This is a genomic window from Variovorax paradoxus, from assembly GCF_030815855.1.
GTDB classification, from domain to species: Bacteria; Pseudomonadota; Gammaproteobacteria; order Burkholderiales; family Burkholderiaceae_C; genus Variovorax; species Variovorax paradoxus_M.
Window position 1 is genome coordinate 4,477,405 of record NZ_JAUSXG010000001.1, and the last position, 26,882, is coordinate 4,504,286.

Below are 26,882 nucleotides of genomic sequence, written 5' to 3' on the forward strand. Positions count from 1 at the left end.
AACATTAGCCTTGGGAATGCTGATTTCCATTGCATGTCTTGCATTCATCATCCACAAGATCAATTTCCAGGAAGTGCGCCTCGCTTTCCAGCGCTTTGAGTGGCGTTACTTCGCGCTGGGAATCGCATTCCTTAGCTTCGGCTATGCGATGCGGATACTGCGCTGGTCCAGGATATTAAATGCTGCCGGAGCTTCCGTCAGCTTTCGCCAGTGCGTTGCTCCGTTTTTAGGATCAATTGCGCTAAACAACGTGCTACCTCTCCGCTTGGGTGATCTCGTACGCGCGCTGGTCTTTCCGACATCTATTGGCGTGCCCCGCATGACGGCCACGAGTAGTCTTGTCATGGAGCGTTTGGTCGACCTCATGACCCTGCTGATCTGCTTGGCAGTCAGCTTGGCCATCAGTCACCATATTGCAGCGCCCGCTTGGCTCAAAGAGACGGCCGTGACGCTGGCCATCATTGGCACTATTGCACTGGTCGCGATCTTTCTTCTGAGCAGCGTGATCGCCATCCGCTTGACGGGCCACCAAAGCAAATTTCTTCAGGCGCTGGCCTCTTTACTAAAGAGCTTCGAGGCCATGTCTCGGCTGCCCGTGCTCGGCGCGCTCTTCGGCTTGTCGGTGCTTGTCTGGGCGGGCGAAGCGGGCCTGTTCTTCAGCTTGCTGCTGGGTTTTGGCCTCTCCGCGACCCCGAGCACAGCGGTGATCATCATGTCCATCGCCACCCTTGCCACGCTGGTGCCGTCTTCGCCGGGCTATGTCGGCCCCTTTCACTTGGCAGCGTTCGCAGGAGTCACGCTCCTGGGTGGAACCAACGAGCAAGCCGCAAGCTTTGCTGTGTTATCACACCTCGGATTGTGGGTGCCAACGACCGTTGCAGGCGCGATAGCCATCGCATCCTCGCCTCGAATGTTCAGAGGCCTTCGCGGTATTCGAAAAAACGAAATGCCCCGAAACTCGCTTACTTGAGAATATATGAAAAATTACGATGTTGTGATTGTTGGCGGCGGCTTCACAGGCTTGACCGCAGCCTATTACCTCGCCAAAGCAGGGAAAAAAGTGCGCGTCGTGGAAGGCGATAATTCCCCAGGCGGCTTGGCGGGTACATTTGAATTCAGTGACGGCGTCAAGCTCGAAAAATTTTACCACCACTGGTTCAATAACGATGTGCACGTTCCAGCGCTCGTCAAGGAACTGGGGATGGAAGGTGATGTGATCACACTGCCATCGCGGACGGGAATGTTTTTCAACGGCCGTATGTGGAAACTGTCGACGCCGATCGATCTACTGCGATTCACAGCACTCCCATTCATCGATCGAATTCGTCTCGGCCTTCTCGTTCTTCAGGTTCGTCGCGTAAAGGATTGGCGAACGATCGAGCACCTGAGCATTCGGGAATGGCTGGAACCGCTTTGCGGTAAAACAGTCTACCGCGTCGTTTGGGAACCCTTGATCAACTCCAAATTTTCGATCTTCGCAGAAACTGTGAATGCAGTATGGTTCTGGAAAAAATTGGTTCTTCGAGGGAGTACTCGCGACAAGAAAGGCGGAGAGGAATTGGCTTATTTCAAAGGTGGATTTGGACGCCTTGCCGAAGCACTGGTAACCGCCATCGAAAAAAGTGGCGGCGAAGTCAGCTTTAATCAAAAAGTTACCGACGTTGCAGTCGCGGGCGACAAAATCTCCTCCATCAAAACTCCAACAGAGGAAATAGTAGGGCAAGAATTTTTATTCACTCCAGCATTCCCTATTATTTCAGAAATTTTCGAATCTTCAGGAAAATTCGAATGGCTGGATCAGATGCGGCGCATCAAGTATCTCGGAAATATGTGTTTGGTTTTGCGCCTCAAGAAAAGCCTCTCAGACACCTATTGGCTCAACGTAAATGATCCAGGATTTCCATTCGTTGGCGTGATCGAGCATACGAACTTTGACAGTCCAGAGAACTACAAAGGAAGCAGGATCGCCTTTTTGTCGCGGTATCTCGCCGTTGAAGACCCAGTGTGGAAATTCAGCGATCAAGAATATCTAAAGTTTGCCTCGTCTCACCTTCAACGCATGTTTCCCGAGTTCGACGAGAGCTGGGTTCTGGAGTATCGCGTCTGGCGCTCTGAACACGCCCAACCGGTAACCGAACGCAATTATTCGTCATATGTGCCAGGCTCCGAGACACCTTTCGCGAATGCCACGATTTCAACCATGGCGCAAATCTATCCTGAGGACCGCGGCACCAACTACGCCATCCGCGAAGGTCAGCGCGTTAGTCGGAAACTCTTGGAGCAGCTGAGCTCCCATTGAAATCTGACGATGCCACTTGAATCAATGCATCTCGAAAAGAGAAAGCACTCGCTCGCCGTGTATGCAGGGGCCATATTCGCCTGCGCCCTGCTTTTCATTCCACTCTTTTATTTCCAGCCGCTCCGCGTAGGTGATGGCTCGGAATATTACGCTTTGTTCTTGGCAATCAGGGAAAATTCGCATACGTGGATGACCACGTTTTCATGGAAGCTGTATGAAGACCTGATCGCCTCGAACAGCATTCGGGCATTGATTCCTCTGGATCCATTTCAGGATTTTTTCCCAGCACTAAAATTGGGAGCAACAGCCGATTTTAATCATTTTTGGGTTTACAGCCTGATTTCGGCCGGACTATCAAAAGGGCTTTCACTTTTCGGCATTCATGCCGGAATTCACCAGTCCTTTCTGATTCAGCACGCGCTTCTCTTTATGGCAGCGATTCTTGTCGCCGTGCGCGCGTCTGGGCAAAGAGGCTTTTACGCTGCGATACTTCTCACCCTGAGCTCACCGATTATCTGGTTTGCAGACAAGGTGCATACCGAGTTTTTTACGTACTGCCTTGTTTTATGCTGCGTCATTCTGGTGCAGAAGCGTTCATTCATGTGGGGTGCACTTTGCCTTTCAATTGCATCCACTCAAAACCCTTCATTTGCGCTTCTTGCATTTGCACTTTTAGTTTTTCGCCTGATCGAGTGGCGGCGTCGGCCATTTGACTTCTTGGAGCTGGGCGCCCTGGTGGCGACATGCATTATTGTTTTGATGCATCCGGCATACTATTACTTCCGCTTTGGCGTTCTAACACCTCAAATGCTAGCCGGCGGGGCGAAAATTGGCGTCAATCTATCTCTCTTCTATGTATGGTTGATTGACCCTGACGTTGGGCTTTTACCCAACTGGCCAGCAGGGTTGGTTTTGATTGGATCAGGCATCTACTATTTAAGAAAGAAATATTGGCTGCGACCGAATGGGGCTTTGCTCTTGTTCGTACTTTTGTATCTTGCGGTCAATCTTTTTGCACAATCCTCCACAACCAACATCAATTCTGGCGCAACACCAGGGTTGGCGCGCTATGCACTTTGGTACATCCCGCTCTTCTATCCGTTGATGCTGGGGCTTGTTGATCGAGTAGCAGTTGCACCCATCATCTGGCGTGTCGTAGCAGGAGGACTTTTCGTTGTTTACCTCGCCGCCAATGTATGGGCATACGACCCGCGACAGGGCGAGCGCTACGAAACACCGTCGCCGGTTTCAAGCTTTGTGCAGCGCCACCTGTCGTGGCTCTACAACCCGCCTGCCGAGGTATTTGCAGAACGATTCTCGAGGCAGGGCGAAAACGCCACGCAGGTGTACGCGGTGCTTGGGCCTTCTTGTGAAAAGGTACTGGTCATTCCAGGCAATGATCCTTCGCAGATCGCGCAGTCCAGCGAGTGCCTGCTGGATCCTGAAAAATTGCGTGCGGCCATCGCCAAAATACCTCCTGCCGTGAAAGATGCTCACTACATTCACTTGGGCAACGCCGTAAAGGAGATGAGGCTTGCAGCCCCTGCAGAGTACCAAACGCGCGCCAGCCAGAGTGGTGCTCAATTGCTGGGCCAGGGATGGCATTCACCTGAAAGCTGGGGCGTTTGGGCCGCGGACACCTCAGGCAAGCTGAAGGTGCCGTGCCTCGCAGCAGAGAACTTCAAGGTCCGTCTTACTCTCGTCGCCCTAGAGGTCCCAGGCCAAGCGCCATCTGTTGCGAAGGTCCGCGTAGGTGGCGATACCCTGTGGGCGGGCGCACTTCGAGGTGCACCTACGGATGTGGTCATTGAACTGAAGAAATCTGCTTGCCAAATGGAAACGCAAGTTGCGATGATTTCACTGGAAGTTGAACGCCTGCATTCGGCGAGCTCGTTCAGTCAGTCCAAGGACACCCGGAACCTTGGTATCGGGTTGATTGGACTTTCCTACCCCTGAACGATCAACGCTGATTTGCCCGCAGAAGTCGCCGTCAATCGAAGACTTCTGCATCGGCAAGCTTGACGCCTTGCATGTCTTTCGCGGACAAGATGGGCGCAACGCCCAAGTCAGGCCACTCTATTTGCAGGGCGCTGTCGTTCCAAGCAATGCATCGCTCATGCACTGGAGCGTAGTAATCGGTTGCCTTGTAGAGAAACTCGGCAAACTCACTTAGCACAAGAAACGCATGTGCGAACCCTGCGGGCACCCACAACTGCTTGTGGTTGCTCTCGCTGAGCTCAACGCCAACCCATTGCCCGAAGGTGGGCGAGGATTTTCGGATGTCCACGGCGACATCGAATACTGTGCCACGCACGGCTCGCACGAGCTTTCCTTGTGTTTGCTGAATTTGATAGTGCAAGCCACGTAGCACGCCCTTCACCGACCGGGAATGATTGTCCTGAACAAAGTCGACATGTCCGCCAATGGCTTCATCGAACGCCTTTTGATTGAAGCTTTCATAGAAAAAGCCGCGTTCGTCACCGAACACTTTCGGCTCGATTACGACGACTTCGGGAATGGTTGTAGGCGTAGATTTCATAACGACAACGGTAGAGTTTGATCTGCTCAGGCGACTCGCCGGAGGTAGCCATCGGGTGCGACGCTGATCAGCAACTTGCTGTCAACGCTGCGATCAATTTCGAACAAAGAACCATGCGTCTTGAGAAACTCATGCACGGCTGTTTTGGGGTTGTCCCCTGGGCCCCAGGGGCGATCGGGGAAGAAACTGGCGGGCAAGTCTTCGACGATTGTGTCGAATACCACGCAGTAACTACCGACCGATACCATCGGCGCGTAAGCCTTCAGTTCGTCGAGGACATGTGCATGAGTGTGATTGCTGTCGAGACAAACAAGAACACTCTTCTTGCCCAGCCCCTCGCGCTGGACTGCCGCGATGATATCGGGCGCGATGCTCGAGCCCTCGAGCATTGAAATGCGCTTCGCCATCGGGTGCTCCTCAATGGCGCGCCGGTTGTGAGCGCGAATGTCGATGTCAACGCCCACCACTTTCGCATTGGTAGGCCCACCGCATGCAGCGTTCAGCTCCAGCATGGCGGCAGAGAAGATCAAAGATCCGCCGTGCGCTATTCCTGTTTCGATGATCAGGTCAGGCTGAACGCGCCAGATGATCTCCTGCATTGCCACCATGTCTTGCGGATACTGAATGATCGGTCGCCCCATCCAGGAAAAGTTGTAGGAGTAGCCGGCGCTGATGGAAGAGTTCATCAGCGCCTTGGCATCAGCCTGCAGCGCGGCGTTGCTTTCGTTGGCGGCGACGCGGGCCGCGACTTCAGCTTCAAATGTCATTCTGGTCTACCTTCACAAGACGGAATTTTCCTCGAGACTGCTCGAGGATTTCGTCGAAATAGTTGGAGTTCATTACAAATACGAGCACGTCGGCAGGCAATGTCTCGAGTGCGGTTTGTGGCGAAACTATTCGCAAGCCTGTACCCGCCATATGGCGGTTTTGCTTGACCGGGTTGATATCTATCGCGATGTCGAAGGCGATGCCGGCATGACCTAGATGATGCGCAAAGATTACACCCTTGGACGATGCGCCCCAGATAGCTTTGGGGCCCGAAGTGGCGCTGGCAACCACCCTGCCGCGTTCAACTCCGGCCAGAAAGTCGCTTGGCAATTCAACTTGGTCTCGAGCGTCAGTAACCGGGGGGCGCAATGTTGCCAGATCGGCCACAACGTACAGATACTGCCCACCGAAGACATGGCCCTGCTCGTGGACGGTCGCGAACATCCGTTGGAAATCGGACGCACGAAAATAATTGACGTGTTCGTAGAAGATGTCGAACCACGCTCTGCGTGCGCGAATCCAGTCGAAGCACGGGACCTCGATATAGATTTTTCCCTGCCCGCCATTGGCAGCCGCAATGGACCGAAGAAAGCTCACCGGATCCTGGATGTGCTCGAGAACGTGGCGCAGAACGAGCGCATCGGCTGAAAGCCCAAGACCCGGCGAAAACGCCGCCTTGATCACATGAGGGCTGTCCCCTTCATACGCCGGATCGATGCCTGTTGCTTCATACCCGGCTTCGCGAAGATGGTTCAGAAAGTAGCCCTTGCCGCAGCCAACCTCGATCACAGAACGATGCGTGAAGTGTCGCCCGATGATGGAGAGAACGACCTCCAGGTGCTCACGAAAAACACCAGAGCAAGCCTGCTCATTCTGATAGTCCGCATCGTAGGCAAGCAGCGAAGAGTCGAAGGCTGTGTTAAACACCAGTCCACTTACAGCGTCCTGGACAAGCATCATGTCCCCTGTGGGCGACTCCCTGCCGGCCAGCGCGGAATCGTAGACACGGTTCTGGAGGACGGGCAATCGCTCGATGTGCAACAACCTGCGCTGCATCACTCGCCTCCCAGGAGTTGCCTTAGCTTGGCATTTCGCCCCCAGAACGCCATGGGCTCGTATGACGGATAGGGAAAGTGTCCCAGCACGAGCTTCGCCGATATCCGATGAGCGTCTCGCCATTCCTCGACGAGGGATCGCACGGACCTGGGTTTGCCGGAACACACATTGACAATACCTGCACCGGGCGCATTCCTGGCCAATGCCGCGAGATAGCGCGCTACATCGCGCACATGCAGGTAGTCGCGAAGCTGCTCGCCTGCGGACATGCGGAACTCGGCATCACCACGCGCGCCGGCAGCCATCAATTGGCTGTACAAAGATGTAGGAGCTTGCCCATCTCCATACATGTAGAACAGTCTTGCCCAAGTCAGAGCGAGGCCTGTTTCGGCAGCCAGAAACTCGAGCTCACGACGCAACGTATCCTTGGCAAAACCATACGGATTGCGGGGGTCTGCCAGCAACGCCTCGTCGAGCTCGCCAGTGCGCATGCCGTATTCGAAGCAGGTGCCAGCACACACAAGGGACCGTAGGCCACTGGTCGCGAGCAGACGAAGAAACTGGTATTGCTCACCTAGGTGCGTCTCGAAGTGATGCAGCGACTGATAGTTTGGCAGGCCGCTCCAGGCCAGGTGGATCAACACGTCGGGTTCACCGAGCACTCTGTATGCGTTCGACGGCGGCCGCGTCAGATCGATGGAGGCATGCGCGACGCCGTTGGGCAGCCATGACAGGTCCTGCGTTTGACGCGACACCGCTACAACCTGGTCTTGGCCTGCAGTCGCAAGCACGCCCAGCACATGCCGACCGATAAATCCACTGGCGCCAGTGACCGCGATCTTCATGAGATTCGGATCTGGGGAATAGCGCAGACGAACTGGCCTCCCCAATCTCGGACATAAGAAAGCTGGCTCATCACCTCCGCCTTGAGGTTCCACGGCAAGATGAGTACGTAGTCGGGTTTCTCACGCTTCAGCTGCTCCTCGCTGACGATCGGGATCCGACTTCCCGGGAGGTAGAGTCCCTGCTTGGAGGGATTGCGATCCACGACCCAAGGCAGCAATCCCGCGCGCACGCCGGCGTAGTTGAGCAAGGTATTGCCTTTGGCTGCCGCGCCATAGGCGCCCACGCGCTTGCCAGACCGCCTGGCTTCGATCAAGAACGTCATCAGCCCATCGCGAATATCGTCCGCACGTGCTTGAAAACCAGCGTAATAGGCGGGCGTCTCCACGCCTGCGTCTGCTTCGACGCGCAGAAGCCGCCCGACGCTTTCTTCCTCGCGACGCCTTCCGGTGTCGAGCCGTTGCGCGTAGAGGCGCAGACTCCCACCATGCGTGCCGAGTTCTGTGACGTCAAAGATCCCGAGGCCGTTCGATTCGAAGAGCCGACGCACGGTTGCCAACGAAAGATACGAAAAGTGCTCGTGATAAATCGTGTCGAACTGGCATTCTTCGATCAAGCGCATCAGATGAGGGAACTCGAACGTGGCCACGCCTTGGGGCTTCAACAACTTCGCAAAACCGGCGACGAAATCGTTGACATCGGGAACGTGCGCAAGGACGTTGTTGGCCACAGTCAGGTCGGCGGCTCTGCCATCGGCAACAAGTTCTTCCGCCAGAGCCACACCGAAGAATTTCTCGACAATTTCAAGCCCCTTGGCACGCGCCGCACGCGCTGTACTCGCGGTCGGCTCCACACCAAGGCACGGGATCCCTGCTTCCCGGACGTACTGCAACAAATAGCCATCGTTTGCCGCAATCTCAACGACATGCGATTCCGACGAGAGGGCAAACCGCTGCACAACTTCAGCGACATAACGGCGGCTGTGTGCAAGCCAGCTTGTCGAATAGGAACTGAAATACGCATAGTCGCTGGAAAACAGCTCCGCATAGTGCGCATAGTCATCCGTCTGGATCAACCAGCACTTCGTGCAGGTCAACACACGCAGCGGATACCACTGTTCAGGCGCAGAGAGCTGGGGCAAGCGAAGATACGCGTTCGAGGGAGGCGATGTTCCCAAATCCATCAACTGCAGCGAAAGGCCTGAATGACAGTGGCGGCATTTCATTTCAGATTCCATCGAAATCGTTCGTTAAATGAGGATGCGCTGCGTCGCGAGGTGACAACTCGGTCAGCTCCAGCGGCCACGCAATGGCAAGCTTTGGATCAGTAGGGCTCAGCCCCCCTTCCGCAGATTGAGCATAAGGAACCGAATGGAGGTATAGCAACTCGACGTCATCTACCAGGGTTTGAAAGCCATGCGCAAACCCTTGGGGAATCAGCAAGCTGCGGTCGTTGTCGGCAGTAAGGATTTCAGCGTGCCATTGAAGGAATGTTGGCGAGTCCTTCCGCAAGTCGACTGCAACGTCAAACACCTCTCCTCGCAAACAACTCACGAATTTGTCTTCTGAGTGAGGCGGAAACTGAAAGTGCATGCCACGCACGGAGCCGCGGCGCTTCGTCAAGGTGTGATTGATTTGAGAAATGGGCCGAAGGAAGCCTGCAGTTGCAATTTCATCAGCGCAAAAGAATCGGCTGAAGAATCCGCGCGAATCTTCGACTTTCCGCCGCTGCACGACGTGAAGCCCATTCAAACTTGTATCTCGAATGGAAAACCTAGCCATGCAAGCGCCTATCTTTTCGTGAGACAAATTTTCCGGCCGCCGGGCATGCCGCGATGCTTATCGACGGTTGTCGTTGATATCGCAATCAATTGCAAGCCAGCAAGTGTTTCAAACGCGCTAAACGGCAGTGGGCGGCTTGCGAAACAGGTCGATCATCTTGCGCAACACTCGCTTTGGCACGTAGCGCAGCGAGCCTGCATGGCGCGCCTGGCCCAACTGATGCTCCAGTTGCGCGCAAACTTCCTGCAAAGCCAATACCTGCCTGTTCGCATCAGCGGCGCTGCTCGCGGCTTGGCGCCGCACTTGCTCGACCTCGTGCTCCGCGCGCGCGACCTTTTCCTGTTCCGCCCAGACATGGGCATACACGTCGACCAAGGCCGGCACGTCGAAAGGAATCTCCTTTTCGCCGATACCTAGCAGCGAAGCCACCAATCCGGCCGCATGCGAGACATCTTTGATGTCAAAGGGCGCAACATCCAGGCTCAACGTCGCACCATCGAAACCGAAGCGCCGGGGTCGAAAGGTGTGCAAGGGTGCCGGGGGCAGACTGGGCGCCTCGTCATCAAACCACTTCAGCAGTTCCGGACTGTCTGCAATCGAAGCCCGAATGATCTGGCGTACGCGCTCCCGCTCTTCAGGATCGGTGTCCGGGATCGCTCCGAGGCAGCGCTCCACGAAAAGCTTGCGGTCGAACACCAGCACTTCGTCACGCGGAAAGAGCGCATCCTTTGCATGCAGAAAAGAGTCCGCGATATGGACGGGCCCGAGAATCGTCTTTTCAGGCACTTGCGGATGGTGGACATAGCCGAATGCTTCATTCAACCGCGAGAAATCGCTGGCTACCGCGGTTTGCTTTTCCTTCATAAGGGTCGCCACCCCGTTGCTTGCATGAGAGAGCCCGGCAATGCTCATCGGCACACTGACCGACACGTACGTCCCTACAAGATAGCCAAAGCCGAAGGCCGAGTAGATATCGGGGTAGATATTTAGAAATACACGACCAGCCGTTGCGCGATGCTGCTCGATCAGGTCCCGATGAATCACGGAGCAATAGATCATCGGCAGGGAATCGGTCCCGGCCTCGAACCGCATCACCTTCGCGATCTGCGCCCTTCCATCAACCTCGGCAACAGTACGAAAAAGGGGCAGGATGAGAAGGTTTGCCTCGCCCTCTACGCCGATCGTCGGCCAGGTGTAGATGCAGCGCTGCCATCGAATGGCCTTCGCACCAGTGCGCGATGCCAGGCGATCCAGTTCGCGCAATGCATAGGGCATAAGGCCGTCGTCATCACCCAGTACCGTAACGTACTCGCCTCGCGCCTCATTCAGGCCACGCTCCCAGTTGGCGCTCATCGCCAGCGGACGATCGGAAGGCAGGTGGCGAATTCTGGGCGAATTCACCGCCTCTACGATTGCAGCCACCTCCGCCGCGGCCACGGGATCGCTGTTATCGCAAACGATGATCTCGTAGTCGTCGAAATCCTGGTCGAGACAAGTCTTCAATGCGTGTCGCAATGTCTCCGGGCGATTGCGCGTCGGAACAACAACACTGAAGCGTGGTCGCTTTGTCATTGCAAGTTGCACTTCCAGGGAGGTGCGCGTTTCACTTAAGAACGCACCTCGTCCTTAAGCAGATGCCGCAGATACTTTCCGTAGCCACTCTTCTCCAGGGGAACCGCTAGCTTTTCCAGTTGTTCGGTGGTGATGAACCCGTTGCGCCAAGCGATCTCCTCAGGACAAGCAATCTTCAGCCCCTGGCGATGTTCCAGTGTCGCGATGAACTGGCCGGCTTCGAGCAGGCTCTCGTGCGTGCCCGTGTCCAGCCAGGCATAGCCGCGCTGCATGATCTGCACATTTAGCTGATCGCGGTCGAGGTAGGCCTGATTGACCGCAGTGATCTCCAGTTCACCGCGCGCACTCGGCTTTACGGACTTGGCAATCTCGACGACCTGGTTGTCGTAGAAGTACAGCCCCGTGACGGCGTAGCTGCTCTTGGGCTCGAGCGGCTTCTCCTCGATGCTGCTGGCCTTGCCCTGCGCATCGAAGGCCACCACACCATAACGCTCGGGGTCGTGCACGTGGTAGGCGAACACGGTGGCGCCGGAAGGCTTCGAATCGGCATCGCTCAGCAGGTGCGCGAAGTCGTGGCCATAAAAGATGTTGTCGCCCAACACCAACGCACTCGGGTCATTGCCCACGAACTTGTCGCCGATGATGAACGCCTGCGCCAGGCCATCGGGACTCGGCTGCACCGCATACTGCAGGTTGATGCCCCACTGGCTGCCGTCGCCCAGCAGTTGCTGGAAGCGCGGCGTGTCCTGCGGCGTGCTGATGATCAGGATGTCGCGCATGCCGCCGAGCATCAGCGTGCTGAGCGGGTAATAGATCATCGGCTTGTCGTACACCGGCAGCAGCTGCTTGCTGAGCGCGAGCGTGGCGGGGTGCAGGCGGGTGCCCGATCCGCCGGCCAGGATGATGCCCTTGCGTTGTGTCGTCATTGCTTGTTCTCGTGTAGATCGTTCAGAGCGTTTCGCGCAGCATGCGGGCCACGCCTTGCTGCCAGCGCGGCAGTACCAGCCCGAAGGTCGTTTGCAGCTTGGTGGTGTTCAGGCGCGAGTTGTTCGGCCGCGTGGCCGGCGTCGGGAAGGCACTCGTGGGCACGGCCTCGACTTGCTCGGGGCCGGCCTTGAGTTCCACGCCCGCTTGGCGCGCTTGTTCGAGCACGAAGCGCGCATAGCCGCACCAGGTGGTCTCCCCACCGGCCACCGCGTGGTACAGGCCCGCCTTGCCAGGGTCTTGCAAGGTGGCGCGGATCGCATGCGCCGTGACATCGGCCAGCAGCTCGGCACCGGTCGGGGCACCGAACTGATCGTCGATGACGGTCAGCTTGTCGCGCTCCTTGGCCAGCCGCAGCATGGTCTTGGCGAAGTTGCCGCCGCGCGCGGCGTACACCCAGCTGGTGCGCAAGATCAGGTGCCTGGCGCAGTGCCGGGCCACCAGCTGCTCGCCTTCGAGCTTGGTGCGACCGTACACGCTGAGCGGGCCGGTGGCGTCGTCTTCCTGCCAGGGCGTGGTTCCACTGCCGTCGAAGACGTAATCGGTGGAGTAATGCACCATGAGCGCGCCGATCTGCTCGGCGGCCTCGGCCACCACGCCGGGCGAGGTGGCGTTGAGCTTGCGCGCGAACTCGGGCTCGCTCTCGGCCTTGTCCACGGCCGTGTGGGCCGCGGCATTGACGATGACGTCAGGCCGTACCTTGAGCACGGTCTCGGCCAGCTGTTCGGGGCGGCTGAAGTCGGCGTTCAAATCGGTGCTGTCGAAATCGAGCGCGACCAGTTCACCCAGCGGCGCGAGGCTGCGCTGCAGCTCCCAGCCGACCTGTCCGCCCTTGCCCAGCAGCAGCAGCTTCATGCGGTGGCCTTGGCCGCAGGCGCGGGTGCGGCGTCGTATTGCTTCTCGACCCATTCGCGGTAGGCCCCGCTTTGCACGTTGCGCACCCATTCGCCGTTCGCGAGGTACCACTCGACCGTCTTGCGGATGCCGCTGTCGAAGGTTTCGGCGGGCTTCCAGCCGAGTTCGCGTTCGAGCTTGCGCGCGTCGATGGCGTAGCGCCGATCGTGGCCGGGGCGGTCGGTGACGTAGCTGATCTGTTCCTTGTAGGGCTGGCCGTCGGCGCGCGGGCGCAGTTCGTCGAGCAGCGCACAGACGGTGTGGACGATCTCGATGTTGGGTTTTTCGTTCCAGCCGCCGACGTTGTAGGTTTCGGCGAGCCGGCCGGCTTCGAGCACGCGGCGGATGGCGCTGCAGTGGTCCTTCACGTAGAGCCAGTCGCGCACCTGCATGCCGTCGCCGTACACGGGCAGCGGCTTGCCGGCCAGGGCGTTGACGATCATCAGGGGGATGAGCTTCTCGGGGAAGTGGAACGGGCCGTAGTTGTTGGAGCAGTTGGTGGTGACGACCGGCAGGCCGTAGGTGTGGTGCCAGGCGCGCACGAGGTGGTCGCTGGCAGCCTTGCTGGCCGAGTAGGGGCTGTTGGGCTCGTACTTGTGCTCCTCGGTGAAGGCGGGGTCGGTCTTGGAGAGGGAGCCGTAGACCTCGTCGGTGGACACGTGCAGGAAGCGGAAGGCGGCCTTCTGCTCGGCCGGCAGCGCGCTCCAGTGGCCGCGCACGGATTCGAGCAGGCGGAAGGTGCCGAGCACGTTGGTCTGCACGAAGTCCTCGGGGCCGTGGATGGAGCGGTCCACATGGGACTCGGCCGCGAAGTTCAGGACGGCCCGGGGCTTGTGCTCGGCCAGGAGGCGATCGACCAGGGCGCTGTCGCCGATGTCGCCCTGCACGAAGATGTGGTTCGGGTTGCCCTTGAGCGACGCGAGCGTCTCGAGGTTGCCGGCGTAGGTCAGCTTGTCGAGGTTGACGACGGGCTCGTCGCTTTGCGCGAGCCAGTCGAGTACGAAGTTGGCGCCAATGAAGCCCGCGCCGCCGGTTACCAGGATCATGAGGTCCCCTGTTGTTGTCGAACGATCGCCCTCTGGCGAATGAACAGACGATTATCCCATTGCCCCCCGCCGGGGCCAGAGCCGGGGTTGGCGCGCCCGCGAGCCCCGCCTACAATCGCCCCTCTGCAGGAGAGCGGGCAACCCCGGTTGCCCTACCGAAGGCGCAAACTCCCATAAACGCTCAGGTCGGCCCGACGAAGTTCCCGAAACTTCGGCAAGGGGCTTGTACTGCACCAACTGATATGCCGTCTGGAGAGTCATCACTTCGTGTGATGCACCGAAGGAGCAAACCCGTTGCGGGCGCAACGGGTGAATCTCTCAGGTACCGAGGACAGGGGGAGCGGCAACTTGGACGGCGGCGTCCGGTTGCTTGCTATCTATCCGATAGCACGCCTACCCCGCCGTTCAAGCGCTTCAACCTCAAAGGTACTTGAAATGCGCGTGATCGTTCTCGGCGCCGGCTTGCTCGGCGTGACCTCGGCTTATTACCTCCAGCAACTCGGCCACGAAGTGACCGTCGTCGACCGGCAGGCCACCCCCGCCGCCGAAACCAGCTTCGCCAACGGCGGGCAGATCTCGGTCAGCCACGCCGAACCCTGGGCCAATCCGAGTGCACCGCTCAAGGTGCTGCAATGGCTGGGCAAGGAAGACGCCCCGCTGCTTTTCCGCATACGCGCCGACATGCGCCAATGGCTCTGGGGGCTGCAGTTCCTGCGCGAATGCACGCCCGCCCGTACGAAGCACAACATCGAGCAGATCGTGCGCCTCGGCACCTACAGCCGCGAAGTGCTGCAGCAGTTGCGCCGCGATACCGGCATCGATTACGACCAACGCACACAGGGCATCCTGCACTTCTACACAACGCAAAAGGAATTCGACGGCGCGCTCGAGCCCGCCGAGCAGATGCGCGCGCTCGGCTGCGAACGGCAGGTGATCTCCGCGGACGAAGCCGTGAAGATCGAGCCCGCCCTTGCCCATATCCGCCCGCAGTTGGCCGGCGCCACCTACACCGCGGAGGACGAATCGGGCGATGCAAACCTCTTCGCACGTGAGCTGGCAAGCCTCGCAGCTGCGGCCGGCGTGAAGTTCCTCATGAGCCACACGGTGACTGCTCTGCGAGAAGCCGGCGGCAACATCGACCACGTGGAAGCCACCGACAACGAAGGCCGCTTCCAGCGCATTCGCGGCGACGCCTTCGTGCTTGCGATGGGTTCGTTGAGCCCGCTTTATGCGGCGCCGTTGGACATTCGCCTGCCGATCTACCCGGCGAAAGGCTACTCGGTCACGCTGCCCGTGAAGGACGCCTCCAAGGCGCACCAGGTTTCGCTGACCGACGACGAGTTCAAGCTCGTGTTCTCGCGCTACACCTCCGAATCAGGCGACCGCCTGCGCATTGCCGGCACGGCCGAGCTCAACGGCTACGACCGCGATTTGAACCGCGTGCGCTGCGAAGCGATCGTACGGCGCGTCGAACAACTCTTTCCCGGCGCCGGCGACATCACGCAAGCGCAGTTCTGGGCCGGCCTGCGCCCCGCGACACCCAGCAATGTGCCGCTGATCGGCAAGACGAAGCTGCCGAATCTGTACCTGAACACAGGCCACGGCACGCTCGGCTGGACGCACGCCTGCGGCTCGGGCAAGTCGATTGCGCGGATCGTGAGCGGGCTTGCGCCTGAAATCGATTTCGTGTTCACCGGCATGCCGGCTTCGCGGCCGCGGATGCCGCAACCCGCACTGGGTTAGCTCACTCGCGAAACTGCCGCCGGCATCTACGATTCGAGCATGAGGCAATGCTCGGGATGCCAGCGCCTGTCGAACTGTCCTTACTTGCGAACGAACACCCAGACGGACCGCCCCTGCTCATCCGTATAAACAGGCCGTCCGGAGAACGCCTGGTCGCCCTGCAGCAATTTGAGCAAAGGTGCCTGAAACTTCACGCCCGGAAAATTGAATCCGAGTGCCTGCCCTTTCATGCCGGGTTCACTCAAGATGATCACATCCGAAACGGCAACACCTTTAAGGAACAGGTCCCAGGAATTCCACGTATCAGCCCAGATGAAATTGCGGGCCACCCCCTGCTGGCGCGCAAGAAAATCCAGGGTGCCGGCATAGACAGGGCCCGGCACGGTGACCAGGGCTGTCTTTGCATTGCCAGAGGCAAAAGCCCGGAGCACCTCGGGGAAGACCGCCCGACTCGCCTTGTCGGTAGTCGCCATCGCCGGGTCTGCCTGCTGGATCATGCCGGCGCGCGGCACCCATTGCGTAGCAAAGACCAAGGCGCCTAACACTGGCAGGAGCTTTCGACGGACACGGATGTGAATCACGATTTGCCCGAGGCACCAGACTGTAATCGCAACGATCGTCCCGTAGAGGATGCTGCCGATCATCATCGTCTTCATCTGGCTTGCGGTCACGATGGCGTAGGCCGCGAGCGCTGCGACGGCCATGCCCGCCAGCCCGCACAGCGACCGCTTGTCCCGAACGCGAATCAAGACGCAAACGCAAATTGCAAAAATGGGCACCATCCAGTACCAGACCCATCCGAGCATCGAGGTTCCGGCGCCTCTGTTCAGATAGAACGTCAAGTGCTCGAGCAACGAAGCCTGCACACCCCACACGCCAATGTCCGAGCCCATGACCGTACGGATGTAAGCGAGGATCTCCAAGCCGTTCGTTACGGCATAGGGAGTGATGAATAGCACGGCACCGATGGCCACGAGCACCAGTGCGCGGACGAAAAGCCTGGTCGACCACCTGCGCTGCAAGATCAGAGTCAGGGCCGTCTGCGTCACCAAGCCGACACCCAGCACGACGATCGTAGCTGGAGCGGCTGTCGGCTTTGCAAGCACAGCGGCACCGAACAGCAGCCCCAACCCGAGCAGGCGCGAAGTGCGCAAGAGCGTGACGTCGACAGAAGCAGTCAGCGCCAAGGAAAATCCAACCAGCAATCCCCAGGCCGGGTCTGGCCGAAACTCCGCGACCAAGCTGCCGAGAATTGGCGTCGCGAGTAGCGCTAGAACGATTCCGATCTGGCCGTAGTTGCCGGACTTTCGAAGCACCAACAGCGCGAGTCCGACGATCACGAACACCCAGCTTGCGTTGAGAAGATACGCCCCCCATACCGCCCCCCCACTCATCATGAGCCCGAAGGTCGCAGACAGCGTGTTGAAAGGAGAGTGCGCCGGCAACGAGAAAAAGCTGGCCGCAAAGCCTATCAAGCCCGAGCGCTCGAGCACCTCGAGCCTCTTCAAGCCATCGATCAAGTAGACAACGTCGTCGTAGATCGGAACGATCGCCAAGCGCCCGCTGCGCTGCAGGTAGCCCATCACGGCGAGCACATGAAACAGGCAGGCGAAGCCAATCACGCACAGCGTTATTTTTTTCTGTCGGGACATTCGGAAAGGCTCGGTACGTTAGATTGAATTCGGCAAAAGCACGGGCGACGGAGGCATTGAGTGCATTTGCACCGCCGCAAACGGGAGAAGGTTGCGGCAACCAGCGGCACGCAGCTCAGGCCAGAACATCCACATCGCCCTGCAGTGCCCGTAGTTCGGTCCACTTGTCGTAGAAGGCCTTGAACTTGCCAGTGCGCCCATCGGCCGCAATTCGCTGGGCCACACGAGAAATATCATGCGAGAAGGACTCCCAGCGGAATTGGCTTGCCTGAGCCAGGCCCGCATCGATCAACTGGGTACGAACCGTATCCTGCCGGACGGCGTTGAGCGCCTCGACCATCTCTGGAACCGAGAACCCTCCGATCGTCAGTGCGGCGGTTCCCGTGACTTCAGGAAGTGAACCATGGGCGGTTGAAATCACTGGGCATCCGCAGCTCATCGCTTCAGCCACGGGCAGGCCGAATCCCTCATATAGCGATGGATAAACAAGTGCGGTGGCCCCGCTGTAGGCAATTGCCAGACTCTCGTCGTCCAGGTCGAGTTGGATGATCTTGTGCCCACCCGACTCCGACGCCTCCACGTTTTTCTCGCCTCCCACACATAGCACGTCGAAATCGACCTTCCGCATGGTCTTTACCGCATCGAAGAACAGACTCGCATTCTTGTAGTTCTTATGCTGGGCACGGGAACCGACAAAAATATAGTACGGACGATTCAACCCGGTCTTGCGCCTGAAGGCGGCGATGGCTGATTCATCGGCTCGCTTGAACACAGCAGGCTCGATCCCGCAATGAGCAACCGTCGTCGACTCCGGGTCGAGTTCGGGGTAGTAGTTCAGCAGATCCTTGCGCGTGTTGTGCGAAATGCAGACGTGCCGGCGCGCGTGGGCAATTGCGATCTCCTTTTCGCGCCAGTCTCGCTGGGTCAAGTCGAAACCAAGCCGCTCGGGAATCATGTCGTAGACGAGCAAGATCGACGGCGTCTGCAGCGGCGTCGTGTAGTAGGTCGAAGCGAACACCGACGCGTCGTAGTGACGGCACACCTTCTCGAGCAGAACGGAGTCATGCGCGTTGAACTTCGACTTGTACGAAGGAAACGGGACGACCTCGACGCCCGCGATATCTATGTCGATGCCGCCGCGGTCAAGCAGCACGATGGGCATGTCAAGTTCCGCAGCAAGGCGCGGCAATACCGCCCGCCAGACACGAGCGATACCAGACTGCGCCAGCTGGAAGAAGACTCCATCAATCACCAATGCCATGACTTATTTCTTTGCTGGAGTGTTTTTACGGGAAGCAATGGAGCACAAACGCATTGCACGCTGCGAAGCTGCATAACGCCAGTCTTCAGTGCCGCGTTCGCTTTCGCTCACTTCGATCGAAGCTCCCATGGCGCGTGACGCTTCCGCCAGGAAGTCTTCATCGGAACAAAGCAGCCTGGGCGAGATGAGAGTGCGCCCATGCAACTGAGTGACCTGCTTGCCCTCTTCGTGGCCGCGCGTATTGGGCTGGGTCGACAGACCTTCAGGATTGACGAAGTAGACAACGTGCGGATCGTTGATCTTGTAGAACACCTTGCCAGCTCCCACACAGCGAAGCCAGAAGTCGTAGTCGCCGGCCGACCGATAGCTTGCATCGAAGAACCCGACGTCGTCGTGAATCGATCTGCGCCACATGGGCGCGTTGTGCGGAGAGTTGGACCGCATGAGGTTGTATGGCGTAACAACCGGAACGTCGCTCTTGACGCCGACCGCAGCAGTCTTCGCGATGCTGGCCTTCCCGTCGAACGAATAGTAGAAATCCTGATACGCCACGTCGACGAAAGGAAATTTCTCGAGTATTTCGACTTGGCGTTCGAATGAGTCGTGTCGCCGCAGATCGTCCAGATTGGTATTGGTGATGTACTTCCCGCGGGCCATCTTTACCCCGAGGTTCCACGCCTCGTAGATTCCGATGCGGGTGGATGCTCTGTGATAAACGATATTTGGAAAGCGTTTCATGTACGAGGAAATCACCTCGTATTCGTTCTCGGGAGAATCTGCGTCGATGATGATGAGTTCGCAGCACGCTGAGAAAATCGTCTGGGAGGTGATGTTCTCCATGAACTGCTCGATGTAATCCCCGCCGCGGTACAGGCTTGCGACGGCTGAAACAAGGATTTCATTGCTGTTCCGGGGAAAGGCCAAGCTTCGATAGGCCTTGATCTTGATTTCCTCGACCGGCTCTGCGATTGCATCCGCTCGCTTCTGCCAGTCTTTGACATTAATCAGCTTGCCCGTACCCATCACATCGCAGACATCCGGATTGAACACCGGCCCCTGCTTGCCGAGCACTTCGTTCGCTCTCTGGATAAAAAGAGAGGTAAGAATGACATCTCGCCCCAAATGCTGCTGGCTGATCCTGTGGTCCCAGTGGGCAATTTCCGCCGCCATAGCGCCGCGCCCAAGAATTGAGTCGTATGCGAACTGGATCAGCTTGCCGTTGGGCACGTCCGGCAGCAAACAGCCGGGCGCGCCCAATTGCTTTGCCTCGGGAGAAGTGGAGACGGCATTGACGAGCCCTGCAACGCTCATTTGCCCTCTGACAACCGCGTTTGTCCAGTGCACCCGCTCATCCAGACTCGGAGTCCGGTGAAGCGCCAATTCGTAGATTCGAATCACCAGGGCTTCAATGCTCTCGGCCGATTCCGAGTGCGCACCGGAAGCTCTCGCGGATCCGGGCGCCCCCGAGGGCTCCATCAAGATCCAACGGCAAAGCCTCAAAACCCGGCGCAACCAATCAGGCAAGTGGGTAGTCAACTGCAATCGAACTCCTCGCTCATTCAAACTCTTAACTCATGAAGAAGCACGGACAAACGCCCCGCGCCGAGACACAACTGAGCCCATGCATTCCCGTGGACAAGTACCAGGGAAGGGATATGCAAGCATGTTGGCGCAGCACGAAGCTCTGCCGTGTCTGCGAAATCGGCATGAAGCGTAACTATTGCACTTCATCCATCAGACGGGCGACTGCATCCCGCCAGGGATGCAGGCAGAGAAACAGGCCTCAGTTCAACGCTGCGTAGTCAAAAAAGCGTCGTAGGCTTTGCGGATGCCGTCTTCCAAGCTGTGCTTGGCTGTCCAACCCAACTCCGCAAGCTTCGACCCATCCAGCAGCTTTCGCGGCGTTCCGTCCGGCTTGGTATGGTCGAACACCAAGTCGCCCTTGAACCCCACGATGCCCGCGATGAGTTCGGCAAGTCCTCGGATTGAAACTTCCTGAGAAGAGCCGACATTCACATGCTCGTCGCCCGAATACTCTTTCATCAGAAACACGCATGCGTCGGCCAGATCGTCCACGTACATGAATTCACGCAGTGGCGTTCCGGACCCCCAGATCGTCACCGTGGGATCGCCGGCTTCGCGCGCGATGTGCATCTTTCGCAGCAGTGCGGGCAGGACGTGGCTCGTCTGCAGATCGAAGTTGTCACCGGGGCCGTACAGGTTTGTAGGCATGGCAGAAATCATGTCGTCGCCGTGCTGACGGCGAAAAGCCTGGCAGAGCTTGATTCCGGCAATTTTTGCCACGGCGTACCACTCGTTGGTAGGTTCGAGAGGCCCGGTCAACAGCGCGCTTTCGGGCATGGGCTGCGGCGCAAATTTGGGATAGATGCACGAAGAACCCAGAAACAGCACCTTCTCCATCTTGTTTTCGTGCGCACTCTTGATGACGTTCGAGGCAATCATCAAGTTGTCGTAGATGAAATCAGCTGGCAATGAGACATTTGCCATGATTCCTCCTACTTTGGCTGCTGCAATGATGACCGCATCCGGACGATTGGCCTGTACCCAACGATTGACCGCCGTCGCGTCACGCAAATCGAGTTCGCCGCTGCCTGCAACCAGCGTCGTGCACTTTTCACTCTGCAGCCGTCGAACCAGTGCTGAGCCGACCATTCCGCGATGACCGGCGACCCAGACGCGCTTGCCTTCCAGTTTGTAATTTGTCACAAATTCCTCCGCACGAGCCTTTGACACGCAAATGACAGATCGTACGCGAAGTCACCCTAGGCCCTCCTTCGGTCGGGCAAGCGAATGCAAGCGGAGAAACTGCGTGCATTCGCATTCCAGCAACCAGCGGCGCGCTGCATCGACATCGGCACGTCACGGCAATGCGTTTGCCGCTTCCTTACATGCAATACCGTCGCACTTGGCGTACACGATGTCGCCGCGGGAGGCATCCAGAACATCGACCTTCAACGAATGAAGCCCGAAGCCCAGCTGCCGGCAATCTGTGCTGTCGGATACGTCACAGGGACGGAACGCGCCCTTGACCAAGAACTCGGCTGTCAACAAAGGCCGGGAACGTAGTTCATCACTGTCCAGATCGCAGGCAAAGACCATCCGCGTCTCGCTGTCCCGAGCGAGTTCGCACTTGTTGCCATTGATTCGAAGCTCTATTGCAAACGGATCAGCCCCGCTCGGCGGACAGCGCGTACCAGTCACAGTGATTCGCACCCTTCCGTGCTCAGGAAGATTGGCCGTATCAAGCATAAGCAAAACGGAGGCGAGTTCCTCTGAACTCCAAGCGCCCCAAGGTTCAGGTTCATGCCAACCATTGCTCAATGCCGCCGCGTACGAGCCGGCGTTTCCAAAATGAACTACCTCGTCCAAGGCCACTTTCGGGCATGACCTTAATCCTTCCGCGTCCAGCTGAAGGCCCCATCGCATTCCAAATGCTTGGTCAATGGCATTCGGGTCGGCAGTCGACACAGCCTCGGCATATCGCCGCTTGGGGATCAAGAACGCTGGCAGATAGGATCGCCCAAACACATCCTTCATCACCCGCAACGAAGCGACCTCGCTTCCCACCGGAAACCAGCCAGAGCAGTCAGCGGGAAGAAGCGCAGGATTGTTCCTGTCCTGCTCAGCGACTCTCTCAGCGCGCTGGCCGAAGTACTCTGCCTCAGTCAGGGCGCCGGAAGAAATTCCGCTGAAAAATGCAACATTTTCGGCACACAGCATGACGTAGATGTTGTTGCCCACCATCGCCGAGTTCGGTATTTTTTTCGCTAGGCCATCCAGCAGTTCAGTGCCGGGTTGGCATGGGTGAGGCTTGATGGCCAAGACGTCCACCGAGGCGGCCAAGGCGGCAACTCTTTCAACGACATCTCGCGGCCGGACGAGCCGCCCGTTGCTCACGAGAGCCAAATCCACGTCTGTCTGGCCCAGGAAAACCCCGACCCGGGCATCGGGAGAAAACAGCGCGTTACCTCCTCGCCTCGAAAACAGCGCCTTCATTCCGATGGCCGCATTTCGGAATGTCTCGTCAGGCACGGCGATTTGAGAAAGGATGGTGGCAATTCTCTTGCTGTTGGTTCGCATGCCCAAATGCAGATGGCGAGCAAATCGCAGCGGGTGCACCTCCACGTCAATGAACGTCGCGTTGCAGGCGCTGATGTGATTCAGCAGCGAAGGAGGCAGTCCCCACCCGATGACAAGACTCTTTTTGCCGAGCCTCAAGGTTTTCAGCTCGTCGAGCGCAGGCCCCAGGTTGGCAATGGCAGCACTCGCCCAACCAGCCGTGGTGTGCGGTAAGCCCAGGAGATCCATTAAGGATCTGACGGGAAGCCGGCCGCCACTCGAGATGGGATGCTCTTCTCGCACCGCGATCCCGGAGGCTTGGCACGCGGAATAAAAAAGGCCCCGAAGAAAACGTCGGTTGATCGGATGAGATTGCAGCCCATTCTCTTCAGACCGAAAGAAGTCGTCCAAGAAAACGACTTCGTTAAACGCAAGGTGGCTCATCGAAACGAAAGGCAATTGAGGCGGCGCGTGCGAGGCTGCAGCATTTTTTTAAAACAAAAGTTCAATCCATCGCCGACGCTTTCGATCAGCGCCCCAATAGATTTGCTTCTGTTTGCATTATGACAATGTGATTACAACAGGAAATCACTGTTATCACTTTGCGTCTTGGACAGTCGCGACGCTCCTAGCACCTTGCCAGCGCCCACAGCAAGGCAACCGGGCCGGTGCGCCCGGGATCGGAACGCCCGGACGGGCGCGCCCTTCCCCCCGTCGGTTAGTCCGCCGCGGTAAACACCGTCAGCACACCCGTATACCCATACAGATGGTGCCGAGCAATCTCCCCCGCCGCAAAGAACCCGACCAGCGGCACGTCGCCCAGCGCGTGCCGCACGATCTGCAGCTCGGCGCCCGGCGCGCCGAAGTGCGGCCCGCCGCGCCCTGAGCAGCTCACGTACACGGCCCCTGCAATGCGGCGCGCGGGGTGCGGCGCTGCCTCGGCCTCCCCGGCCGCCACGGCGCGCGCGGTGGCCAGCGTCTGCTCCTCGGGCTCCAGCTCTTCGCGGATTTCCGCGCAGATGCGCATCAGGTCGGCGCGCGCGGCTTGCGCGTTGCGCCGGCAGAAGGTCAGCCGCATGCCGGCTTCGGTCGCCTCGGCAATGGCGATGCCGCGCCGCGTCGGGTCCAGGCCGATGATGTGGCGCACCAGCACGTCCGCGCCCAGGTCGCCGGTGCGGCGGATGCCGTCGCTGCCGGCGTCGGCAAGGCCTACCAGCGTGGCGCGCACGGCATCGATGGCTTCCTGCGGCCGCTCGAGCGACACCTGCAGTTCGGCCAACAGCACGTCGAGCGCGGGTTCGCCGTCGAGCTTGAGCACCAGATTGCCGTCGGCCTCGGTGATCTCGCGCTCGCGTCCCGCGCCCGCTCGCAGCGGCTGGCAGCCTTGCGTGACGCGCGACACCAGCCGCACGCCCTCGCCGAACACCACGCCCGACAAGCCGCCCGAGAACACGCCGCCCGCGGCGCCGTGGCCGCGGATGTTGCCGTTGCCGCCGACCGCGAACTGCAGCGCCCCCGCGCGGCCCGACGACAGTCCACCGAACAGATAGCCGGTGTCGGTGCGGCCCGCCATCTCGCCGATCAGCTCCGTCAGGTCCGGCGTGGCGGGATCCGCGTGCACCAGCGCCGTATGAGCCTCGAAGCCGCTCATTTCCGAGTTGCCGAGCGGCGCCACGCCGGAGAACACGCGGTATTGGTCGCTCGGCAGCGCGCAAAGCATCAGGCTCAGGCCGGGCTCGTCGAAATACTCGGCGTTGTTGGCCGATACGCCGATGCCGACCGTGCCGGACCAATCGGTGACCTCGGGAAGCTCGGCGCTCAGGTGGTCGAGAATGTCTTGCGCGTCCGACGCATAGTGGTCGGTGATGTAGAGCAGCCCGAGCGTCGGCGCCGGCGCGTAGTCGGGCAGCGCCATCTGGGCGCGCAACTGGGCCAGCACGAGGCCGGCCGCCATGCGCCATTGCGGATGGGTGGCATGGCCGGAGGGAAACAACTTCATGATGCGTGCCAGCCCGTTCTCTTCAAGATGTGTGTGTAGGTATGACGTCAGCGTCGGCCGGTCGCTCGCTTGCGCGCAGCGGCCGGGGTCTTCTTCTTGGCGGCCGGTGCCGCGGCCGCTTTTCTCGCAGCGGACTTTGGAGCCGCAGAAGCCGCGGCGGGCTTGCCCATGGCCTGGCCCACCACGTCGGCCAGTGGCTGGGCCATGGCGGGCACCTTGAGCTGGGCCGCATCCTGCAGCGCCGAACTGGCGATCTGCTGAAACTGCTCGGTCAGCGAGCCCCACCATTGCATCGGATCGACCACGCCGCCGTTGCTGCCCGATGCCGCAGCAGCGGCAGACGCCGGCTTGCTGCGCGATTTTTTCGCGGGCGCAGGGGCTTCTTCAGGCGCCTCGGCACGCGGCTCGAGCGGTGCAGCTTCCTCCGGTGCCGGCGCAGAAGCAGGCGCCATCGCCGCCGCCTGCTTGGTGAACGCGCTGGCGATATCTTCCATCCGCACGTTCATGCCGCGCAAGGTCGAAAGTGTCATCTTTTGCACTTCGAGCGCCTGGATGGTGGCCTTGAGCGCATGGCCGTTCTGTTCGAGCCAGTACTGCACCGTCTTGAGTTCCTGGATGCGTTTGTCGACCTCTTCCACGCTCAGCGTCGGCGCCACCCAGCTCGCGAGGCTCGGCAAACCCGGCACCGCGCTCGCGGCGCCGCCCGAACCGGCGGCGGCACCGCCCGCGAGGTTCTTCAGAAAGTCGAATCCGGGGACGAATTGGCTGAAGTCGAAGGGTTGGCTGGCGTTGCTCATGCACGGGTCTCCGGGTTGGGTTTTCTTGTGTTGCCAGCTTACTCCAAGGCACCGTCATTTTGGGCCGACTGCCCCTCCCGTTTGCCTGTCAAGAGCCGTCAGAGTTCCGCGCGAACCTTGCTGAACACCTTCCAGAAAGCCGCGTCCTGCGAGGTCGCGAAATTGATGCGCATCAGGGTGCTCGGCGGCCGCCGCGCATGGAACAGCGAGCCCGGGGCGAGCAGGTAGCCCTGGTCGAGCATGCGCTGCGTGAGCGCGTCGGTGTCGACCCCGGTATCGACCCAGCCGAACAGGCCCGCCGGCTCCGACGCAAACGTGCAGCCGTGCGCCATGGCGAGCTTGACCGCGCGGCCGCGCGCACCGTCGAGCCGGACGCGGATGCGTTCGGCATGCCGGCGCAGCTGGCCCTGGTCGATGCACCACGACAGCGCCCGCTCGAACAGCGCCGGCGTGGTCAGCGTGGCCAGCAGCTTGGTTTCGAGCAGCCGCTCGTGCAGTTCCGGCGAGGCGGCCAGGAAACCGATGCGCCAGTTGGGCGCCAGGATCTTCGCGAACCCGCTGACGTAGATGGTGCGCTGCAGCCCGTCGAGCGCGCAGAGCCGCGTGGCGTGCTCGGGCGCGAGGTGGCTGTAGGTGTCGTCTTCGACGATGTGAAAGTCGTATTCATTCGCCAGCTTCAGCACCCGGTGCGCACTGCCCGGCGTCAGGCTGTAGCCGGTCGGGTTGTGCAGCACGCTCACGCTCACGAAGAGCTTGGGGCTGTGCAGCGCGCAGTACTGCGCCATCACCTCCAGGTCGGGTCCGTCGGCGCGGCGCGGCACCGGCAGGATGCGCATGCCCAGCGCCTCGAGCCGCGCGAATTCGAGCGCCCACCCGGGCTCCTCGACCATCACCGGATCGCCCGCGCGCAGCAGCGTGCGGCTCACGATGTCCAGCGCATGCGTGGCGCCCACCGTGGTCACGATCTGGCCGGGCGCGGCGGGCACGTTGATGCCCATGAGCTTGTTCGACAGGCTGCGGCGCAGCGCGGCGTCGCCGGCGGGCTCGCCGTACTGGAGCGAGAGCTCCTGCAGCGCCGCTGTACTGGTCACGCGGCGCACGGCCGTCGGCATGAAGGTCGACGACATCCAGTCCGGCGGAAACACGCCCATGCCCGGCTGCGGCTTGTCGCTCGGCCGGTGGAACATGCTGCGAATCAGCGAGCTCGCGTCGGCCGGAACACGCGAGGCCGTCATCGGGGCGACCATGGGGGCTGCGTTGGGCGGGCGCCCATCCTGCGCGGGCGCCGAATCGCGCACGTAGAACCCGCGCTGCCGGCGCGCCTCGACAAGGCCCTGCGCCAGCAGCTGGTCGTAGGCGGCCACCACCGTGTAGGGGCTCACGCCCTGCTGGCGCGCGCACTCGCGCACCGAGGGCAGGCGCGCACCGGGCGGCAGCAAACGGGTGCGGATGCGCTCGGCCAGCCGGTCGGCCAATTGCCCCGTGAGCGACTGGGTGGAGGTTCGTGTCAGCATCGGTGCCGGCCTGTGTGTCGAAGAGGAAGCCAATACAGTTTTCGCGTATGTTCG

Annotated in this window: 22 protein-coding genes and 1 riboswitch; of the genes, 4 read left to right on the top strand and 18 right to left on the bottom strand. The window is 59.7% G+C overall.

Features of this window, described 5'->3' with window-relative positions:
* The first annotated feature begins 16 nt into the window (after positions 1–16).
* Genes QFZ42_RS21480 through QFZ42_RS21490 form a run of 3 tightly spaced genes read left to right on the top strand, consistent with a single transcriptional unit; the run spans position 17 to position 4,255 of the window.
* Positions 17–970: a lysylphosphatidylglycerol synthase transmembrane domain-containing protein gene (locus QFZ42_RS21480; protein WP_307702910.1), complete on the top strand. Its 954-nt coding sequence runs from the start codon at positions 17–19 to the stop codon at positions 968–970.
* Between the two features lie 6 nt (positions 971–976).
* Complete coding sequence (locus tag QFZ42_RS21485) at positions 977–2,299, top strand: NAD(P)/FAD-dependent oxidoreductase (RefSeq protein ID WP_307702911.1); 1,323 nt, start codon at positions 977–979, stop codon at positions 2,297–2,299.
* Positions 2,300–2,308: 9 nt separating this feature from the next.
* The gene (locus QFZ42_RS21490; RefSeq protein ID WP_307702912.1) at positions 2,309–4,255 is read left to right on the top strand and encodes a hypothetical protein; all 1,947 of its coding nucleotides are present in this window, start codon (positions 2,309–2,311) and stop codon (positions 4,253–4,255) included.
* A 34-nt stretch (positions 4,256–4,289) separates the two neighbouring features.
* Here the strand turns inward: QFZ42_RS21490 and rfbC are convergent, their stop codons facing one another.
* The 10 genes from rfbC to rfbB form a co-directional block, all read right to left on the bottom strand.
* Positions 4,290–4,838 carry a dTDP-4-dehydrorhamnose 3,5-epimerase gene (gene rfbC, locus QFZ42_RS21495; protein ID WP_307702913.1) on the bottom strand — a complete coding sequence of 183 codons (549 nt, stop codon included), beginning with the start codon at positions 4,836–4,838 and terminating at the stop codon, positions 4,290–4,292.
* 26 nt (positions 4,839–4,864) lie between these two features.
* The gene (locus QFZ42_RS21500; RefSeq protein ID WP_307702914.1) at positions 4,865–5,605 is read right to left on the bottom strand and encodes a cephalosporin hydroxylase family protein; all 741 of its coding nucleotides are present in this window, start codon (positions 5,603–5,605) and stop codon (positions 4,865–4,867) included.
* Positions 5,595–6,662: a class I SAM-dependent methyltransferase gene (locus QFZ42_RS21505; protein ID WP_307702915.1), complete on the bottom strand. Its 1,068-nt coding sequence runs from the start codon at positions 6,660–6,662 to the stop codon at positions 5,595–5,597. Before QFZ42_RS21505 ends, QFZ42_RS21500 begins: the two co-directional genes overlap by 11 nt.
* A complete protein-coding gene (locus QFZ42_RS21510) occupies positions 6,662–7,507 on the bottom strand; it encodes an NAD-dependent epimerase/dehydratase family protein (RefSeq protein WP_307702916.1) in 846 nt (281 codons plus the stop codon). The genes QFZ42_RS21505 and QFZ42_RS21510 overlap by 1 nt, the downstream gene beginning before the upstream one ends.
* On the bottom strand, positions 7,504–8,730 hold the full coding sequence (locus tag QFZ42_RS21515; protein WP_307704282.1) for a class I SAM-dependent methyltransferase: 1,227 nt from the start codon (positions 8,728–8,730) through the stop codon (positions 7,504–7,506). The genes QFZ42_RS21510 and QFZ42_RS21515 overlap by 4 nt, the downstream gene beginning before the upstream one ends.
* Before the next feature lies 1 nt (position 8,731).
* A complete protein-coding gene (locus QFZ42_RS21520) occupies positions 8,732–9,286 on the bottom strand; it encodes a dTDP-4-dehydrorhamnose 3,5-epimerase family protein (RefSeq protein ID WP_307702917.1) in 555 nt (184 codons plus the stop codon).
* A gap of 117 nt (positions 9,287–9,403) precedes the next feature.
* The gene (locus tag QFZ42_RS21525; RefSeq protein WP_307702918.1) at positions 9,404–10,858 is read right to left on the bottom strand and encodes a glycosyltransferase family 2 protein; all 1,455 of its coding nucleotides are present in this window, start codon (positions 10,856–10,858) and stop codon (positions 9,404–9,406) included.
* A gap of 35 nt (positions 10,859–10,893) precedes the next feature.
* The gene (gene rfbA, locus QFZ42_RS21530; RefSeq protein WP_307702919.1) at positions 10,894–11,784 is read right to left on the bottom strand and encodes a glucose-1-phosphate thymidylyltransferase RfbA; all 891 of its coding nucleotides are present in this window, start codon (positions 11,782–11,784) and stop codon (positions 10,894–10,896) included.
* 22 nt (positions 11,785–11,806) lie between these two features.
* On the bottom strand, positions 11,807–12,697 hold the full coding sequence (rfbD, locus tag QFZ42_RS21535) for a dTDP-4-dehydrorhamnose reductase (protein WP_307702920.1): 891 nt from the start codon (positions 12,695–12,697) through the stop codon (positions 11,807–11,809).
* The gene (rfbB, locus tag QFZ42_RS21540) at positions 12,694–13,782 is read right to left on the bottom strand and encodes a dTDP-glucose 4,6-dehydratase (protein ID WP_307702921.1); all 1,089 of its coding nucleotides are present in this window, start codon (positions 13,780–13,782) and stop codon (positions 12,694–12,696) included. The genes rfbD and rfbB overlap by 4 nt, the downstream gene beginning before the upstream one ends.
* A gap of 239 nt (positions 13,783–14,021) precedes the next feature.
* A riboswitch (glycine riboswitch) is annotated at positions 14,022–14,127 on the top strand.
* A 90-nt stretch (positions 14,128–14,217) separates the two neighbouring features.
* Between rfbB and QFZ42_RS21545 the strand changes: the two genes are divergently transcribed.
* A complete protein-coding gene (locus tag QFZ42_RS21545; protein ID WP_307702922.1) occupies positions 14,218–15,525 on the top strand; it encodes a D-amino acid dehydrogenase in 1,308 nt (435 codons plus the stop codon).
* Between the two features lie 80 nt (positions 15,526–15,605).
* On the opposite strand, the gene QFZ42_RS21550 is transcribed toward QFZ42_RS21545, so the two are convergent.
* The 8 genes from QFZ42_RS21550 to QFZ42_RS21585 form a co-directional block, all read right to left on the bottom strand.
* Complete coding sequence (locus tag QFZ42_RS21550; RefSeq protein ID WP_307702923.1) at positions 15,606–17,177, bottom strand: hypothetical protein; 1,572 nt, start codon at positions 17,175–17,177, stop codon at positions 15,606–15,608.
* A gap of 115 nt (positions 17,178–17,292) precedes the next feature.
* Positions 17,293–18,438: a glycosyltransferase family 4 protein gene (locus QFZ42_RS21555; RefSeq protein WP_307702924.1), complete on the bottom strand. Its 1,146-nt coding sequence runs from the start codon at positions 18,436–18,438 to the stop codon at positions 17,293–17,295.
* A gap of 3 nt (positions 18,439–18,441) precedes the next feature.
* Positions 18,442–19,980: a glycosyltransferase gene (locus QFZ42_RS21560; protein WP_307702925.1), complete on the bottom strand. Its 1,539-nt coding sequence runs from the start codon at positions 19,978–19,980 to the stop codon at positions 18,442–18,444.
* Positions 19,981–20,226: 246 nt separating this feature from the next.
* Complete coding sequence (gene fcl / locus QFZ42_RS21565) at positions 20,227–21,165, bottom strand: GDP-L-fucose synthase (protein WP_307702926.1); 939 nt, start codon at positions 21,163–21,165, stop codon at positions 20,227–20,229.
* A gap of 153 nt (positions 21,166–21,318) precedes the next feature.
* Positions 21,319–22,962, bottom strand: coding sequence for a hypothetical protein (locus QFZ42_RS21570; protein WP_307702927.1), 1,644 nt, complete (start codon positions 22,960–22,962; stop codon positions 21,319–21,321).
* Positions 22,963–23,236: 274 nt separating this feature from the next.
* Entirely contained in the window at positions 23,237–24,517 is a 1,281-nt protein-coding gene (locus QFZ42_RS21575; RefSeq protein ID WP_307702928.1) for an FIST signal transduction protein, read from the bottom strand.
* Between the two features lie 47 nt (positions 24,518–24,564).
* Complete coding sequence (locus QFZ42_RS21580) at positions 24,565–25,314, bottom strand: PhaM family polyhydroxyalkanoate granule multifunctional regulatory protein (RefSeq protein WP_307702929.1); 750 nt, start codon at positions 25,312–25,314, stop codon at positions 24,565–24,567.
* A gap of 98 nt (positions 25,315–25,412) precedes the next feature.
* On the bottom strand, positions 25,413–26,828 hold the full coding sequence (locus QFZ42_RS21585) for an aminotransferase-like domain-containing protein (protein ID WP_307702930.1): 1,416 nt from the start codon (positions 26,826–26,828) through the stop codon (positions 25,413–25,415).
* Positions 26,829–26,882 lie beyond the last annotated feature (54 nt).

Coding starts and splice junctions, on each gene's coding strand:
- QFZ42_RS21585 (WP_307702930.1), bottom strand. CDS start 26,828: ATGCTGACACGAACCTCCACCCAGTCGCTCACGGGGCAATTGGCCGAC.
- rfbC (WP_307702913.1), bottom strand. CDS start 4,838: ATGAAATCTACGCCTACAACCATTCCCGAAGTCGTCGTAATCGAGCCG.
- rfbD (WP_307702920.1), bottom strand. CDS start 12,697: ATGAAGCTGCTGCTGCTGGGCAAGGGCGGACAGGTCGGCTGGGAGCTG.
- QFZ42_RS21580 (WP_307702929.1), bottom strand. CDS start 25,314: ATGAGCAACGCCAGCCAACCCTTCGACTTCAGCCAATTCGTCCCCGGA.
- rfbB (WP_307702921.1), bottom strand. CDS start 13,782: ATGATCCTGGTAACCGGCGGCGCGGGCTTCATTGGCGCCAACTTCGTA.
- QFZ42_RS21480 (WP_307702910.1), top strand. CDS start 17: ATGCTGATTTCCATTGCATGTCTTGCATTCATCATCCACAAGATCAAT.
- QFZ42_RS21490 (WP_307702912.1), top strand. CDS start 2,309: ATGCCACTTGAATCAATGCATCTCGAAAAGAGAAAGCACTCGCTCGCC.
- QFZ42_RS21575 (WP_307702928.1), bottom strand. CDS start 24,517: ATGAAGTTGTTTCCCTCCGGCCATGCCACCCATCCGCAATGGCGCATG.
- QFZ42_RS21505 (WP_307702915.1), bottom strand. CDS start 6,662: ATGCAGCGCAGGTTGTTGCACATCGAGCGATTGCCCGTCCTCCAGAAC.
- QFZ42_RS21500 (WP_307702914.1), bottom strand. CDS start 5,605: ATGACATTTGAAGCTGAAGTCGCGGCCCGCGTCGCCGCCAACGAAAGC.
- QFZ42_RS21570 (WP_307702927.1), bottom strand. CDS start 22,962: ATGAGCCACCTTGCGTTTAACGAAGTCGTTTTCTTGGACGACTTCTTT.
- QFZ42_RS21525 (WP_307702918.1), bottom strand. CDS start 10,858: ATGACAAAGCGACCACGCTTCAGTGTTGTTGTTCCGACGCGCAATCGC.
- QFZ42_RS21550 (WP_307702923.1), bottom strand. CDS start 17,177: ATGTCCCGACAGAAAAAAATAACGCTGTGCGTGATTGGCTTCGCCTGC.
- rfbA (WP_307702919.1), bottom strand. CDS start 11,784: ATGACGACACAACGCAAGGGCATCATCCTGGCCGGCGGATCGGGCACC.
- QFZ42_RS21485 (WP_307702911.1), top strand. CDS start 977: ATGAAAAATTACGATGTTGTGATTGTTGGCGGCGGCTTCACAGGCTTG.
- QFZ42_RS21520 (WP_307702917.1), bottom strand. CDS start 9,286: ATGGCTAGGTTTTCCATTCGAGATACAAGTTTGAATGGGCTTCACGTC.
- QFZ42_RS21545 (WP_307702922.1), top strand. CDS start 14,218: ATGCGCGTGATCGTTCTCGGCGCCGGCTTGCTCGGCGTGACCTCGGCT.
- QFZ42_RS21555 (WP_307702924.1), bottom strand. CDS start 18,438: ATGGCATTGGTGATTGATGGAGTCTTCTTCCAGCTGGCGCAGTCTGGT.
- QFZ42_RS21515 (WP_307704282.1), bottom strand. CDS start 8,730: ATGAAATGCCGCCACTGTCATTCAGGCCTTTCGCTGCAGTTGATGGAT.
- QFZ42_RS21510 (WP_307702916.1), bottom strand. CDS start 7,507: ATGAAGATCGCGGTCACTGGCGCCAGTGGATTTATCGGTCGGCATGTG.